Origin of the sequence: Mycobacterium paraense (genome assembly GCF_002101815.1) — a bacterium.
In the GTDB taxonomy this organism is placed as follows: domain Bacteria; phylum Actinomycetota; class Actinomycetes; order Mycobacteriales; family Mycobacteriaceae; genus Mycobacterium; species Mycobacterium paraense.
This window is the reverse complement of the sequence record NZ_LQPM01000020.1, coordinates 54,786-68,589: the sequence shown is the minus strand read 5'-3', so window position 1 is coordinate 68,589 and position 13,804 is coordinate 54,786. Positions and strand designations below refer to the sequence as shown.

Annotated in this window: 11 protein-coding genes and 1 pseudogene; 8 read left to right on the top strand and 4 right to left on the bottom strand. The window is 68.2% G+C overall.

The genetic code is table 11. The features are described from left to right. The 4 genes from AWB89_RS16805 to AWB89_RS16790 form a co-directional block, all read right to left on the bottom strand. Nucleotides 1-1,160, bottom strand: a 1,160-nt coding sequence (locus AWB89_RS16805; RefSeq protein ID WP_085175193.1) for an HNH endonuclease signature motif containing protein, incomplete at its 3' end; no start/stop codon positions are given. Nucleotides 1,161-1,240: 80 nt separating this feature from the next. After that, a complete protein-coding gene (locus AWB89_RS16800) occupies nucleotides 1,241-2,197 on the bottom strand; it encodes a dipeptidase (protein ID WP_085175191.1) in 957 nt (318 codons plus the stop codon). 4 nt (nucleotides 2,198-2,201) lie between these two features. Beyond that, nucleotides 2,202-3,818, bottom strand: a complete 1,617-nt coding sequence (locus AWB89_RS16795) for an FAD-dependent oxidoreductase (RefSeq protein ID WP_085175201.1) — start codon at nucleotides 3,816-3,818, stop codon at nucleotides 2,202-2,204. 25 nt (nucleotides 3,819-3,843) lie between these two features. Further along, nucleotides 3,844-4,521 carry an IclR family transcriptional regulator gene (locus tag AWB89_RS16790; protein WP_085175189.1) on the bottom strand — a complete coding sequence of 226 codons (678 nt, stop codon included), beginning with the start codon at nucleotides 4,519-4,521 and terminating at the stop codon, nucleotides 3,844-3,846. A gap of 126 nt (nucleotides 4,522-4,647) precedes the next feature. Here AWB89_RS16790 and AWB89_RS16785 point away from each other — a divergent pair, with 126 nt between their 5' ends. The 8 genes and pseudogenes from AWB89_RS16785 to AWB89_RS16750 all read left to right on the top strand — a co-directional run bounded on the left by AWB89_RS16785 (nucleotide 4,648) and on the right by AWB89_RS16750 (nucleotide 13,802). After that, nucleotides 4,648-5,511 carry an alpha/beta fold hydrolase gene (locus AWB89_RS16785; RefSeq protein ID WP_085093149.1) on the top strand — a complete coding sequence of 288 codons (864 nt, stop codon included), beginning with the start codon at nucleotides 4,648-4,650 and terminating at the stop codon, nucleotides 5,509-5,511. Further along, the gene (locus AWB89_RS16780; protein ID WP_085175187.1) at nucleotides 5,511-7,223 is read left to right on the top strand and encodes a bifunctional 3-(3-hydroxy-phenyl)propionate/3-hydroxycinnamic acid hydroxylase; all 1,713 of its coding nucleotides are present in this window, start codon (nucleotides 5,511-5,513) and stop codon (nucleotides 7,221-7,223) included. The genes AWB89_RS16785 and AWB89_RS16780 overlap by 1 nt, the downstream gene beginning before the upstream one ends. Further along, nucleotides 7,171-8,088 carry a 3-carboxyethylcatechol 2,3-dioxygenase gene (locus AWB89_RS16775; RefSeq protein ID WP_241520519.1) on the top strand — a complete coding sequence of 306 codons (918 nt, stop codon included), beginning with the start codon at nucleotides 7,171-7,173 and terminating at the stop codon, nucleotides 8,086-8,088. The genes AWB89_RS16780 and AWB89_RS16775 overlap by 53 nt, the downstream gene beginning before the upstream one ends. A 17-nt stretch (nucleotides 8,089-8,105) precedes the next feature. Then, nucleotides 8,106-9,834, top strand: a pseudogene (locus AWB89_RS16770) (FAD-binding protein). 3 nt (nucleotides 9,835-9,837) lie between these two features. Continuing rightward, nucleotides 9,838-11,139, top strand: a complete 1,302-nt coding sequence (locus AWB89_RS16765) for an LLM class flavin-dependent oxidoreductase (protein ID WP_085175179.1) — start codon at nucleotides 9,838-9,840, stop codon at nucleotides 11,137-11,139. Nucleotides 11,140-11,167: 28 nt separating this feature from the next. Continuing rightward, nucleotides 11,168-11,992, top strand: coding sequence for a coniferyl-alcohol dehydrogenase (locus AWB89_RS16760; RefSeq protein ID WP_085175177.1), 825 nt, complete (start codon nucleotides 11,168-11,170; stop codon nucleotides 11,990-11,992). Next, entirely contained in the window at nucleotides 11,980-12,972 is a 993-nt protein-coding gene (locus tag AWB89_RS16755) for a cyclase family protein (protein ID WP_085175175.1), read from the top strand. Before AWB89_RS16760 ends, AWB89_RS16755 begins: the two co-directional genes overlap by 13 nt. Next, the gene (locus AWB89_RS16750) at nucleotides 12,972-13,802 is read left to right on the top strand and encodes an alpha/beta fold hydrolase (protein ID WP_085175173.1); all 831 of its coding nucleotides are present in this window, start codon (nucleotides 12,972-12,974) and stop codon (nucleotides 13,800-13,802) included. The genes AWB89_RS16755 and AWB89_RS16750 overlap by 1 nt, the downstream gene beginning before the upstream one ends. The last annotated feature ends 2 nt before the right edge of the window (nucleotides 13,803-13,804 follow it).

The following is a 13,804-nucleotide window of genomic DNA, read 5'->3' as shown; positions in this document are numbered from 1 at the left end:
GTGGTGGTCCAGCCTTTGATGTGGTGGACCTGGCTGTGGTAGGCGGGGGCGTCGCAGCCGGGTTTGGTGCAGCCGCGGTCGCGGCCGTAGAGCATGATGCGCTGGGCGGGTGAGGCGATCCGTTTGGTGCTGTAGAGGGCCAGTGATTTGGCGTTGTGGAAGATCGCGAGGTAGTGATGCGCGTGGCCGGCCCAGCGGATCACATCGGACATCGGGACCAGGGTGCCGCCGGCGGTGAGCGCTTTGCCCGCGGCCGCCTCTAGATCTTGGAGCGTGGTGGTCACGATGATCGACACCGGTAGCCCGTTGTGTCGGCCGAGTTTCCCGGAGGCGAACAGGGCGCGCAGCGCGGCCAGGAAAGCGTCGTGGTTGCGCTGCGGTCCAGAGCGCTGATCGCGCCGTGCCGCATCCTCGTCGGGGATGGCATCGACCACCGGGATGTCGTCGTCGGGGTTGCAGGCTCCGGGGGCGGCGAGTTTGGCCAGCAGGGCTTCGACGGCGGCCCGCAGCTCCGGGGTGATCAGCCCGCTGATGGGTGACATGCCGTCGCATTGCTGCGCGCCGAGGGTGATGCCGCGCTGGCGGGCGCGTTCGGCGTCGCTGAAGTCCCCGTCGGGGTGCAGCACGCCAATGAGGCGTTGGGCGTATTGGGCTAACTCGTCGGGGCGATAGTCGCGGGCTTTGGCGGCCAGGTCGGTGTCGGCGTGCGCGCGGGTGAACACGTCCACCTCGGGGGGTAGGTGGGTGAAGAAGCTGCGGATGATCTTGATATGTCCGTCGCCGATCAACCCCTGGCGTTGGCCGGCGGCGGTCGCGGCCAGTGTGGGGGCCAGCGGCTCACCGGTCAGCGCGCGGCGCTCACCGAGGTCCTGGGCCTCCTCGATGCGCCGGCCGGCCTCGGTTTTGGTGATGCGTAACCGGTCGGCCAGCGCCGAGCGCAGCGTGCCGCCCAACTCGGCCTTGCTGGCTTGGGCCTCGAGTTGGTTGATCAACGCGTGCTGGGGTGCGCGCAGCCGGCGCGCCACCTTTTCCAGGCGCTCCAGGGCGCGTAACCGTTCCGGGGTGGTGAACACGTCAAACGACAACGCGCACAAGCGGTCCACAGTGTGATCGAGCGCGTCGAAGACTTCGACGATCTCCTCACGACTGCTTGCACCCATGCCCCCAACCTACGAACACCCACCGACAAAAACGCCCGCCTTGGGGCCACTGAAACCAAAGTGAACCAAGGGATTACGGACTACGCGCGCCAGACGCGTTGCGCAACCCGATAGAAGTTCCCGCCGAGCACGGCGGCGACGTCGGAGTCGCGCCACCCGCGGCCGCGCAGGTGCTGCTCGAGCTCCAAGAAGGTCTCGGGTGGCATCCACTGGATCGGTCCCCAGCGGGTGTAGCTGTCGTCGAACAGGTGCGGGTTGCGGGCGACTTCGTCGTGGAAATCCGCGAAATCAAACGAGAAGTCGGTGCTGACACCGACGTGGTCGATGCCGACGAGCTCGACGGCGTACTCCAGGTGGCGCGCCATCGCGTCCAGGGTCGGCGTGTTGGGTCCCAGGAAGATGCCGACGCCGGTGATCCCGATGACGCCGCCGGTGGCGGCGCAGGCGCGGGCCTGGTCGTCGGTGACGTTGCGCGGGTGATTCCACACCGTCCGCATGCAGGAGTGGCTGTAAATGACTGGACCGTCGGAGATTTCGCACATGTCGAGCCCGGTCCGGGCGCTGCAGTGCGAACCGTCGGGGACGACGCCCACCCGGTTCATTTCGCGGACGAGTGAACGGCCCCATGGGGTGAGGCCGCCGTCGGTGGCGTCCAGGCAACCGCTGCCGGCGGAGTTGGCGTGGTTATAGGTGGGCAGCAGGGTGCGCACGCCGAGCCGGGCGAGGGCGGCCAGGTTGTCGAGATCGCCGTCGAGGGGAGCGGAGTCCTCGAGGTCGAACACCACGGCGATCCGGCCGCCGCGGGTGATCGCGTCGACATCGTTGAGGGTGTCGGCCAACTCGAGCTGCGGGTGGGCATCGACGGCCGAACGATAATGCCGCAGCAGGGCGCTCGCGTCGTCGAACGCGTGGGGCGAATAACCCGCGTTGACGGACACCAAGGCGCCCGCGGGGCGCCGGTAGCGGGTCAGGGGGTCGACGTCGGTGTCCGCCTGCAGCGGCAGGCAGGTGTGCTGGTCCCACACGAGCGACGTCATGGAACTAGTCTAGATCGACGGACTTCCCAGTGGCGGCGGCATGGCCCGCGCGATAGCCGAAAACCATTGCCGGACCGATCGTTCCACCGGCGCCGCCGTAGGCCCGGCCGGTCACACCGGCCATTGCGTTGCCGGCGGCGAACAGGCCCGGTATCGGCTCCCCGCTGACGTGCAGGACGCGCCCGTCGGGGTCGGTGCGCGGTCCGCCCTTGGTGCCCATGGAACCGATGGATACGGGCACCGCGTAGAAGGGGGCGGTGTCGATCGGACCGAGGGTCTTCCCGGCCAGGGTGGTGGCGGTGTCGTCGCCCCAGTAACCGTCGTAGGCGCTGGAGCCGCGCCCGAAGTCGGGGTCGGCGCCGGCAGCCACCTGGCGGTTCCACTGCTGGACGGTGCGGGTGAGGCCGTCGGCGTCGATCCCGGTCTTGGCGGCCAACTCGGTCAGGTCCGCCGATTCGCAGAACCACTCGGGTGCGGGGTCTCCGGGTTGGACACCCAGAAACCCGTAGCGTTGCAAGTGAACTGAATCGAAGACCATCCAGGCGCGGTCGTTGACGTAGCCGCCGCGGGGATCGAGGTACTGGAACGCGCCGGCCATCGAATTGTAATCGCACGCCTCGTTGACGAAGCGCCTCCCGGCGGCGTTGACGATGATGCTCCGCGGGCGCGTCCGTTCCAGGCGGACGCTGCGGCTGCGCGGCTTGCCCTCGATGGTGTCACCGGGGATCTGCACGATCGGCACCCACCACGCTTCGCCCATGTTGGCGAGGTCCGCGCCGCGCGCCATCGCCATGCGCAGCCCGTCGCCGGTGTTGTACGGCGGGGACACCGCGCCGTGCATCGGACCGCGCAGAAAAGCTTGCGTCAGAGCGGGATTCCATTCGAAGCCGCCGGTGCCGAGGATGACGCCGCGGCGGGCCCGCACGCTGACGCTCGTGCCCGCCGACTCGACCCGTACCCCGGTGATTTCCCCCGCCTCGGCGATGAGCTCTTCGGCGCGGGCATTGACCCGCGGTGTCACGCCGGCGTCGAGCAGACCCTTGAGCAGGCCCGCGATCAGGGCGGTGCCGGCCACGCACAGGTGGCTGGTTCGTTCGTCGATCGCCGCGTGCAGGCGGGCTCTGGTCTCGGCGTCGAAGCCGACGTTGGACCAGTCGGCTGGAAACGAGGTGATGCGCGTCGCCCAATCGCCCAACTCGGTGAGGTCAAACGGAACCGGACTCTGCGACCGGCCCCCGGCCGGGCGTCCGCCCGGCAGCTCAGGCTGGTAGTCGGGGAAGCCGGTCGCGATCTCGAAGCGCACGCCGCTGTGGGCCTCGACGAATTCGAGCATCGCCGCACCGGTCCGCACGAAGGTCTCGACCAGGGCGTCGTCCATCGAACCCAGCGACTGGGCGCGCAGATAGCGCAGGGCGTCGTCAGCCGTCAATTCCCCGTCGGGAGAACGGTTGTGGGCCGGGATCCAGGCGATGCCGCCCGACACGGCGGTGGTCCCCCCGACGGTCGGTGCCTTCTCGAAGACCTCCACCGAGGCGCCGGCGACCGCCGCGGTCAGCGCGGCCGTGAGCGCGGCGGCGCCGCTGCCCAGCACGACGACGTCGACTTCATGGTCCCAAGACATCGACTGCAATCCCTTCGGCTCGTGGCTAACTCAGTAGCTCCGACAACTGCTTTGCGGCCTTGACCACCGCATCCCTGCCGCGCAGCACGACGTCTTCCCGGTGCGAGATGAGGTTGATGCAGGTGGGCGGCGACGGCGCCTGGCGGCGGACCGCCACGGCCAGGCCGTAGGTGTTCGGTTCGATCTCCCCGTACGTCATCACCCAGCCGCGTTCGCGGGTGCGCGCGACGAGCTCTCGCTCCCCGGGGCGCGGCGGCATGCTCGCGAGCAGCGCGATGCCGGCCGCGCCGCGGTCGAGCGGATACCGGCTGCCCTCGTGGAAGGACAGTTGGTAGGCGACATGGCTGGGCACGATCACCGCGATCGCCACCTGCTGGTCGCCCTCGGCGATGAGCAACGACACGGTGGTGCCGAGTTCGTCGGCCAGGGCGCGCAGCGTCGGCAGGCTCAGTTGCCGCACGTTGCGGTCGAACGACGCGCCGAGGACGGCGAGCCCGGCGCCGGGGCGGTAACGCCCGTCTTCTCCCTTGGCCACCAGCCGGAATTGGGTCAGCGTTGTCAGCAATCGGTAGGCGATGGTGCGGTGCACGCCGACCTGGTCGGCGAGCTGCTGGACGGTCAGCCCACCCGGGGCGTCGGCCACCATCTGCAATGCGGTAAGCCCCCGGGACAGCGTCTGAGAACCCGCTCCCGAACTCGTCATGGCCTTGACAGACCTGGCCACGAGAGCGAAGCTCTATATATATCGCACATCAGTGTGCGATATTAGCACATCGGATACGCCGAAATCGAGAAGCAGATTTCCACCGTTGGAGGCCAGAGAGGAACCGTGGCGGAGTTCGAGAGCGTATGGAGCGATCTCCAGGGCGTTGCGTTTGAGCAGGGCTACCTCGAGGCGGGCGGAGTGCGGACTCGGTACCTGCGCGCCGGCGATCCGGGCAAGCCCGTGCTGATGCTGTTGCACGGATCCGGCGGCCACGCCGAGGCCTACGTTCGCAACCTGGCGGCGCACGGCGAGCACTTCTGGACCTGGTCGATCGACATGCTCGGCCACGGCTACACCGACAAGCCGGGACACCCGCTGGAGGTTCGCCACTACGTCGAGCACCTGATGGCCGTGCTGCGCACCATCGGCGTCGATCGCGCCTGCCTGAGCGGCGAATCGCTGGGCGGCTGGGTGGCCGCGCGCGCCGCGGTCGACCATCCCGACGTGGTCGACCGGCTGGTCCTCAACACCGCGGGCGGGTCCCAGGCCGATCCGGTGGTGATGCAGCGGATCATCACGCTGTCCATGGCCGCCGCCGAGAACCCGACCTGGGAGACGGTGCAGGCGCGGATCAAATGGCTGATGGCCGACAAGTCCAAGGACTACGACGATCTGGTCGCCAGCCGCCAACGCGTGTACCGCCAACCGGGCTTCGTGGAGGCCATGCGCGACATCATGGCGTTGCAGGATCCGGAGATTCGCGCGCGCAACCTGTTGGGGCCGGACGAGTACGGCGCCATCATCGCCCCGACGCTGGTGCTGTGGACGAGCGACGACCCGACCGCCGACGTGACCGAGGGCCGCCGCATCGCCTCGATGATCCCCAATGCCCGCTTCGAGGTGATGCCGGGCTGCGGGCACTGGCCGCAGTACGAGGACGCCAAGACCTTCAACCGCCTGCACCTCGACTTCCTGCTGGGACGGTGATGGGCGCCACGGGGCAGCAGACACCGGTAACCGACGTCGACGTAGTGGTCGTCGGCGCCGGGCCGGTCGGCCTGACCCTGGCCAACATCCTTGGCCTGCAAGGCGTCCGGACGCTGGTCGTCGACGAGCGCGACAGCCTGATCGACTATCCCCGCGGGGTGGGGCTCGACGACGAGGCGTTGCGCACCTTCCAATCGATCGGGCTGGTCGACCGGATCCTGCCGCACACCGTGCCCAACCAGATCCTGCGTTTCGTCGACGGCAAGCGCCGCGTGCTGGCCGAAATGGCCCCGCCCGACGCGCGTTTCGGCTGGCCGAAGCGCAACGGCTTCGTGCAGCCGCTCGTCGACGCCGAACTGCTGCGCGGCCTGGACAGATTCGACCACGTCGAGGTGCGGTGGAACCGCCCGATGACCTCGTGCGTGCAAACCGACGACGCGGTGAGCGTCGAATGCGGCACCGACGGCGACACTGAAACCGTACGCGCGCGCTACGTCGTCGGATGCGACGGCGGGCGCAGCATGACCCGCCGGATGATGGGGGTGTCCTTCGACGGGACGACGTCGTCGACCCGCTGGCTGGTCGTCGACATCGCCAACGACCCGTTGGGCCACCCGAACAGCGAGGTGGGCGCCGACCCGGAACGGCCGTACGCCTCGATCTCGATCGCGCACGGAATTCGCCGGTTCGAGTTCATGATTCACGCCGACGAGACCGATGAGCAGGCCGAAGATCCGGCCTTTCTGACGCGGATGCTGGCGCGGATGGTGCCGTACCCCGACCGGGTCGACGTGATCCGCCGGCGCGTTTACACCCATCACTCGCGAATCGCCGGCGCGTTCCGCAGTGGCCGGCTGTTGTTGGCGGGCGACGCGGCACACCTGATGCCGGTCTGGCAGGGGCAGGGCTACAACAGCGGGATCCGCGATGCGGCCAATCTGGGCTGGAAGCTCGCGGCGGTGGTGACCGGGCGCGCCGACGACCGGTTGTTGGACACCTACGACATCGAGCGGCGCAAGCACGCGCGGGCGATGATCGACCTGTCCACGATGGTGGGCCGGGTGATCTCGCCGACCGACCGCAGGATCGCCACCGCGCGGGACCTCCTCGTGCGGTCGGCGTCAATTGTGCCCTCCCTCAAGCGGTATGTGCTGGAGATGCGGTTCAAGCCGATGCCCCGCTACGAGCAGGGCGCAGTTGTACATGGCCCGGCGCGCCGCGCCGAATCGCCGGTGGGCACGCTGTTCGTCCAGCCCCGGGTGGACACCCGCACCCAGCAGGACGTGCTGTTGGACGACGTGCTGGGGGATTGGTTCGCGGTGCTCTGCTGGAACAACAACCCACGCAAGATCCTCGGCGACACGGCGTTCGCACAGTGGAAAGCCGTGGGCGCGCGGTTCATTGCGCTGCGGCCCCTGACCCAGCTGCATTGGACCGGCCACGACGACCCGGACGTCGTGGTGGTCGGTGATCGCTTCGGCGCGGTCAAATCCTGGTTCGACACCCATCAGGAATCGGTGCTGTTCCTGCGGCCCGATCGGTGCATCGCGGGCGCCTGCATCGCTCAGCTCGCACCCGAGCTGAGCGCGTCGCTGCTGGAGACCCTCACCCTCACGCCGGGAGGGGGTGATCTCCACAGTGACACTGGCTCTGTGCTGTATGTCGCACAGCCCGCTCCTGAATCTTCCGGGGCCGTCGCGGGACCTGCTTGACGACATCGACGGCGCGATCGCGCAGGCGCGCGACTTCGTCGCAGACTACGATCCCGAACTCGTCGTCATTTTCTCACCGGACCATTACAACGGGTTCTTCTACAGGGTGATGCCGCCGTTCTGTATCGGGATGCGCGCCAACGGGGTTGGCGATTACGGCACCCACGCCGGTCCGCTCGACGTTCCCGAGGACCTGGCGGCCGACTGCGCGAAGGCCATCCTCGACGCCGGCGTGGACATCGCGGTGTCGGCCGGAATGGACGTCGACCACGGCACCGTGCAGCCGCTGGAGAAGCTGTTCGGCGACGCGTCCGCGCGCCCGGTGATCCCGATCTTCGTCAACGCCATCGCGGTGCCGCTGGGGCCGTTGCATCGCTGCCGCGCGCTGGGTACCGCCGTCGGCGCCTACCTGGCCACCCTGGACAAGCGCGTCCTGGTGCTGGGCTCCGGCGGGCTTTCCCACAGTCCGCCGGTGCCGACGCTCGCGAGCGCGCCCCCGGCGGTGCTGGAGCGGATCGTGGACGGCCGGCCGATGACCCCCGAGCAGCGGCAGGCCCGGCAGGCGGCCGTGATCGAGGCGGCCAAGGACTTCGCCGGCGGCCAAAGTGACCTGCAGCCACTGAACCCGGCATGGGACCACCGGCTGCTCGAAGTCCTCGACGACGGAACCCTCGACGATCTCGACCAGTGGTCGAACTCGTTCGTCACCTACGAGGGCGGCTCGTCCGCGCACGAAATCCGGACGTGGGTGGCGGCTTTCGCGGCCCTGGCGACGGCCGGGCCCTACCAGACGACCGTGCGCTACTACAAACCGGCCGCCGAACTGATCGCCGGCTTCGCCATCCGAACGGCGCTGCCGAAATGAGCGCCGCCCCTTCGACGGTGGACGGCTTCGATCATGTGGTCGACGTACTCATCGTTGGATCCGGCGGCGGCGGCATGACGGCCGCGTTGACCGCCCAGGCCGCCGGGCTGGACGCGCTGGTGGTGGAGAAGTCGCCGCATTTCGGCGGCTCCACTGCCCTTTCGGGTGGCGGCATCTGGGTGCCCGGGGCGCCCGCCCAGCGCCGGGAGGGCTATAACCCGTCACCCGAAGAGGTCGTCAAATACCTGCTGAGGATCACCGACGGCCTGGTCAGCGAGGCGCGGATACGGCAGTACGTGGACTCCGCGCCGCAAATGCTGGAATTCCTCGAAAACCTCTCGGGCTGGTTCGAGTTCGTCTGGAAGCCCGGCTACGCCGACTACTACCCCGAGCTGCCCGGTGGCTCGGAATTGGGCAGCACCATCAACGTGCCGCCCATCGACCTGCGAAAGCTGGGCGTCGACGAGCAGAAGTTGCTCAAGCCCCTGGCGCTGGCTCCGAAGGGAATCTGGCTGGGGCCCAAGGAATTGCGCACATTCTACCGGATCAGGCAGTCGTGGGCCGGCAAGGGCGTCCTGCTGAAGCTGATTTCGCGGATGGTCCGGGCCAGGGTGTTCGGCGAGCGGATGGCGGCGATCGGACAGTCACTGGCGGCCCGGCTGCGGCTGGCCATGCGAGAACGCGGCATCCCGTTGTGGCTGGAAGCGCCGATGGTGGAGTTGCTCACCGACGCCGACGGCTCGGTGACCGGCGCGGCGGTGGAGAGGGACGGCAGGACCCTACGCGTCGGCGCGCGCCTCGGGGTCATCCTGGCGTCGGGGGGCTTCGACCACGACCTCGCGTGGCGCAAAGAGCAGCTTCCCGTGGTCGACCAGGACTGGAGCTTCGGCAATCCGGCCGCGATGGGCGACGGCATCCGCGCGGGCCAAAAGGTGGGGGCGGCAACGGAGTTGCTGGACGAGGCGTGGTGGTTCCCGGCGATCCAGTGGCCCGACGGCCGGATGCAGTTCATGCTCAACGAACGAATGATGCCGGCGCAGTTCATCGTCAACGGCGAGGGCAGGCGCTTCATCAACGAGGCGGCGCCCTACATGGACTTCGGCCACGCCATGATTGACGGCCAGAAAACGGGCATCACCCACATCCCGTGCTGGCTCATCACCGATCACCGGTCGTGGAACCGCTACGTCGTCGGCGGCCACCTGCCGATACCGAAGATCCCGGGGGCGCCGGTGCCGACCGGGCGGAAGGTCCCGCGGGCCTGGCTGGAATCGGGCGTCGTGAAGGCGGCGGCGACGTGGGAGGAGATGGCGGCCGAGATCGGCGTTCCGGCGAACCAGCTTGCCGAAACCGCCCGTCGCTTCAACGAACTCGCACGCAAGGGCCACGACGACGACTTCAACCGCGGGGACAGCGTGTACGACAACTACTACGGCGACCCGACCTTGCCGAATCCCAACCTGCACCCGCTGGGCGGCCCGCCGTACTACGCGTTTCGCATCGTCCTGGGCGATCTGGGCACCTCGGGTGGCCTGCGCACCGACGAGTACGCCCGGGTGTTGCGCGACGACGACACGGTGGTCCGGGGACTGTACGCGGTGGGCAACACCGCGGCACCGGTCATGGGCCGCAGCTATGCCGGCGCCGGGGCGACCATCGGCCCCGCCATGACCTTCGGCTTCGTCGCAGCGAAACACGTTGCAGCCCATGCCGCAAAGCAGACCCTGTAGTTCTCATAGGAGGTAGCAAATGAAAATTTCATTGTTCTACGAATTCGCCCTGCCGCGGCCCTGGGCACCGGACGACGAACACGTCCTGCTGCAGGACTGCCTGGACGAGGTGGAGGCCGCCGACAAGGCCGGGTTCTCCACCGTCTGGCTCACCGAGCATCACTTCCTGGAGGAGTACTGCCATTCCACCGCGCCGGAGATATTCCTGGCAGCGGCAAGCCAGCGGACCAAGAACATCCGGCTGGGGTTCGGCATCATGCACCTGCCGCCCGCCGTCAACCACCCGGCCCGGGTGGCGGAGCGCATCGCCACCCTCGACCTGCTTTCCAACGGGCGGGTCGAGTTCGGCACCGGCGAGTCCTCCTCCGTCGGTGAACTCGGCGGGTTCAACATCGATCCCGCCGACAAGCGCGCGCAGTGGGAGGAGGCCCTCGAGGTCTCGATCCGCTGCATGATCGAGGAGCCGTTCGCCGGCTTCAAAGGCGAGCACATCCAGATGCCGGCGCGCAACGTGATTCCCAAGCCGCTGCAGAAGCCGCACCCGCCGGTCTGGGTCGCCTGCACGCGGCCGGCCAGCGTGCAGATGGCCGCCCAAAAGGCGATCGGCGCCTTGAGTTTCGCCTACACCGGGCCGGGACCGCTGACCGAGCGGGTGAACGGCTACTACAAGGAGTTCGAGGAGAACGGTGCGCCGGTCACGCCGGCGATCAACCCGAACATCCTGGCCATCGGCGGCGACCTGTCCATGATGGTCGCCAAGACCGACGAGCGGGCGTTGCAGCTGCTCGGGCAGGGCGGCGGCTTCTTCTCGTTCGGGATCATGCACTACTACATGACCGGCGTGCACACCCCCGGGCGGACCGGCGTGTGGAAGCGCTACCTCGAGGAGGTCGAGAAGGACCCGACGCTGGCCTACGGCCCCGGGCGGGGCGCGATCGGATCTCCCGCCACCGTCCGCGAATTCCTGCGCGGCTACGAGGAGAGCGGCGTCGACGAGATCATCCTGCTGCTCAATCCGCGCAGCCACGAGGGCACGATGGAATCCATCGAGCTGATGGGCAAAGAGGTGCTGCCGGAGTTCATCGAGCGCGACGCCAAGGCGGTCGCCGACAAGGCCAAGCGGCTGGCGCCGGTCATCGAGAAGGTCGAGGCGCGCCGGCCGAAGTCGACCGCACCGCTGTTCGACGAGACGTACGCCTTCGGCGGGCTGCCCACCGGGCGCGACAAGTTCACCGCCAGCGAGATCCCCGAAGCCATGGCGGAGATCAACGAGGGACGCGTCCAGGCCGCGCAGCGTCTCAAGGAGCAACAAGGCAAGTGAGACCGGGCGACCTGAGCTAGGGACAGCGATGGGACGACTCGACGAGCTGTGGCGCTATGACGGGCGCCGCGCCGTGGTGACCGGTTGCGCGTCGGGCATCGGGGAGCACGTGGTGCGCCAGCTCAGCGAACTCGGCGCCGAGGTTGTCGGCCTGGATAAGCGCCGGCCCTCCTTCGAGCCCAACGCGTTTCACGAGATCGACCTCGCCGACCCGGATTCGATCGACCGCGCGGTGGCGTCCATCGATGGGCCGGTCGACGCGCTGTTCAACGTGGCCGGCGTCTCGTCCGGGATCGGTAACCCCCCGCTGGTGGTCACCATCAACTTCCTCGGGCTGCGGCATGTCACCGAGGCGCTGATCGCGAAGATGCCCTCCGGTTCGTCGATCGTCAGCGTGTCCTCGCTTGCCGCCGCGGGCTACCGGGAGCATGCGGGGGTGGTGGCGCCACTGCTGAATACCTCGACGATGCAACAGGGGCTCGATTGGTGCCAAAGCCATCCCGACGCGCTGGGCAACGGCTATCAGGTGTCCAAAGAGGCGATCATCTTCTATACCATGCGCAGCGCTACGCCGTTGGGCGCCAAGGGCATCCGCATCAACTGCTCCGGCCCCGGGGTCACCGAGACCCCGATCCTGGATCAGCTCCGCGCGGCGTACGGGCAGGGCTTCCTCGATGACATCCCGAAGCCCTTGGGCCGGGTTTCCGACCCCGCCGAGCAGGCGGCGGTGCTGCTCTTCTTGAATAGTCGTGCAGCCAGCTACATCACGGGACAGATCATCTGGGTCGACGGCGGAAACGTGGGCGCCGCGATCGCCCGTGAGCTCGAGGAAGGAGCCCCGTGGCGGACTTGACTGATTTTCGGCGGGTCGCCCGTGACGTGTCCAACTGGGGACGCTGGGGAGCCGACGACGAGCTGGGCACGCTGAACTTCATCACCCCGGACAAGGTTGCCCAGGCCGCCGGCCTGGTGCGTCATGGGAAGGTGTTTCCGCTCGGGGTGGACTTCGGCGCGTCGGGCCCGCAGGGCGCCTTCGAGTTTCGGCACAACCCCGTGCACGTCATGACCGTGGACGGCGGCGACGTGAACACGCTGACCAAGTACGGGCCCCAGTGGCCGCGAAACCCGTTGGCGCATCAGCTGAGTGGCTATATGACCGCCGACAACCCGTTCCGCTTCAACGACGACATGATCATCATGCCGCTGCAGGCGGCGAGCCAGTGGGACGCGCTGTCCCACGTCTACTACGACGACCAGCTCTACAACGGCTTCCCGGCGGATTCGGTGACCAGCATGGGGGCCTTTCATTGCGGCATCGACAAGGTCGACGGCAAGGGCATCACGTCCCGCGGTGTGCTGCTGGACCTCGTTCGCCACCGCGGCGCGGAGGTCTTCCTGGAAGCCGGGAATCCGATCACGCCGGAGGAGCTCGACGACGTTGTTCGCGCACAAGGGGTGACGGTCGGCCGGGGCGACATCGTGTTGATCCGCACGGGCTGGTGGACGAGGTTCGCGCAGACCGGGAACAAGATGGAGGGCTACTCGGGCCTGGACTGGCGCTGCGCCTCGTGGCTGCACGATCACGAGGTGGCGGCGGTCGCGGCCGACAACCTCCAGGTCGAGGACCTGGTGTCCGGAGTCGACGGCATTACCTTCCCCCTGCATTGTCTTTGCCTGCGGGACATGGGAATGATTTTCGGCGAATACTGGGATCTCACCGCGCTGGCCGAGGACTGCGCAGCCGACGGCGTGTACGAATTCCAGCTCATCGCACCACCATTGAGGGTCGTGGGCGCCGTGGGCTCCCCGGTGAACCCGATCGCGATCAAGTGATGGAGATTCATCGCAAGACGACGCTGGTCGACGGACTGACCACCAGCTATCTGGAGGCCGGCGAGAGCGACCCGGTGGTGCTGTTGCACGGCGGCGAGTTCGGCGGCAGCGCCGAACTCGGGTGGGAACGCAACATCGCCGCGCTCGCCACGCAATACCGGGTGCTGGCGCCGGACCAGCTGGGCTTCGGGCAGTCGGCCAAGGTCATCGACTTCGTCGACGGCCGCGGCATGCGAATTCGCCATATCGCGCGGTTCTGTGAGCTGCTGGGCATCGACTCGGCCCACTTCGTCGGCAACTCGATGGGCGCCATCAACCTGCTCACCGACGCCACCTCCGAGAGCCCGCGGCTGCCGATCCGCAGCCTGGTGGCGATCTGCGGGGGCGGGGAGATCCAGCAGAATCGGCATTTCGATGCGCTGCAGCAATATGACGCGACCCTGCCGGCGATGCGCCGCATCGTCGAGGCGTTGTTCTGCGATCCCGGCTACCCGGCGGACGAGGATTACGTCCGTCGCCGCTACGAGTCGAGTACCGCGCCCGGTGCGTGGGAGGCGGTGGCAGCGGCGCGGTTTCGGCGCCCACAGAACACTACAGCCGCGCCGCCTTCGACCCCGTCGAGCGCGCGCGCCTACGAGCGCATCGGCGTGCCGGCGCTCGTCGTCGAGGGCGGCGACGACAAGCTCCTCCCGTCGGGCTGGGCCGAGCAGATCGCGAAACAGATCGAGGGTGGCCGCTCGGAGGTGATTCCGCGGGCGGGTCACTGCCCGCAGATCGAGCAGCCGTCGGCGGTCAACCGGTTGCTGCTGGACTTTTTCGCGACGGCATGAAC

Excerpts from the sequence above, each read along its gene's own strand:
- AWB89_RS16750 (WP_085175173.1), top strand. The coding sequence starts at position 12,972 with ATGGAGATTCATCGCAAGACGACGCTGGTCGACGGACTGACCACCAGC.
- AWB89_RS16790 (WP_085175189.1), bottom strand. The coding sequence starts at position 4,521 with ATGACGAGTTCGGGAGCGGGTTCTCAGACGCTGTCCCGGGGGCTTACC.
- AWB89_RS16780 (WP_085175187.1), top strand. The coding sequence starts at position 5,511 with ATGGGCGCCACGGGGCAGCAGACACCGGTAACCGACGTCGACGTAGTG.
- AWB89_RS16795 (WP_085175201.1), bottom strand. The coding sequence starts at position 3,818 with ATGTCTTGGGACCATGAAGTCGACGTCGTCGTGCTGGGCAGCGGCGCC.
- AWB89_RS16760 (WP_085175177.1), top strand. The coding sequence starts at position 11,168 with ATGGGACGACTCGACGAGCTGTGGCGCTATGACGGGCGCCGCGCCGTG.
- AWB89_RS16775 (WP_241520519.1), top strand. The coding sequence starts at position 7,171 with ATGTCGCACAGCCCGCTCCTGAATCTTCCGGGGCCGTCGCGGGACCTG.
- AWB89_RS16800 (WP_085175191.1), bottom strand. The coding sequence starts at position 2,197 with ATGACGTCGCTCGTGTGGGACCAGCACACCTGCCTGCCGCTGCAGGCG.
- AWB89_RS16765 (WP_085175179.1), top strand. The coding sequence starts at position 9,838 with ATGAAAATTTCATTGTTCTACGAATTCGCCCTGCCGCGGCCCTGGGCA.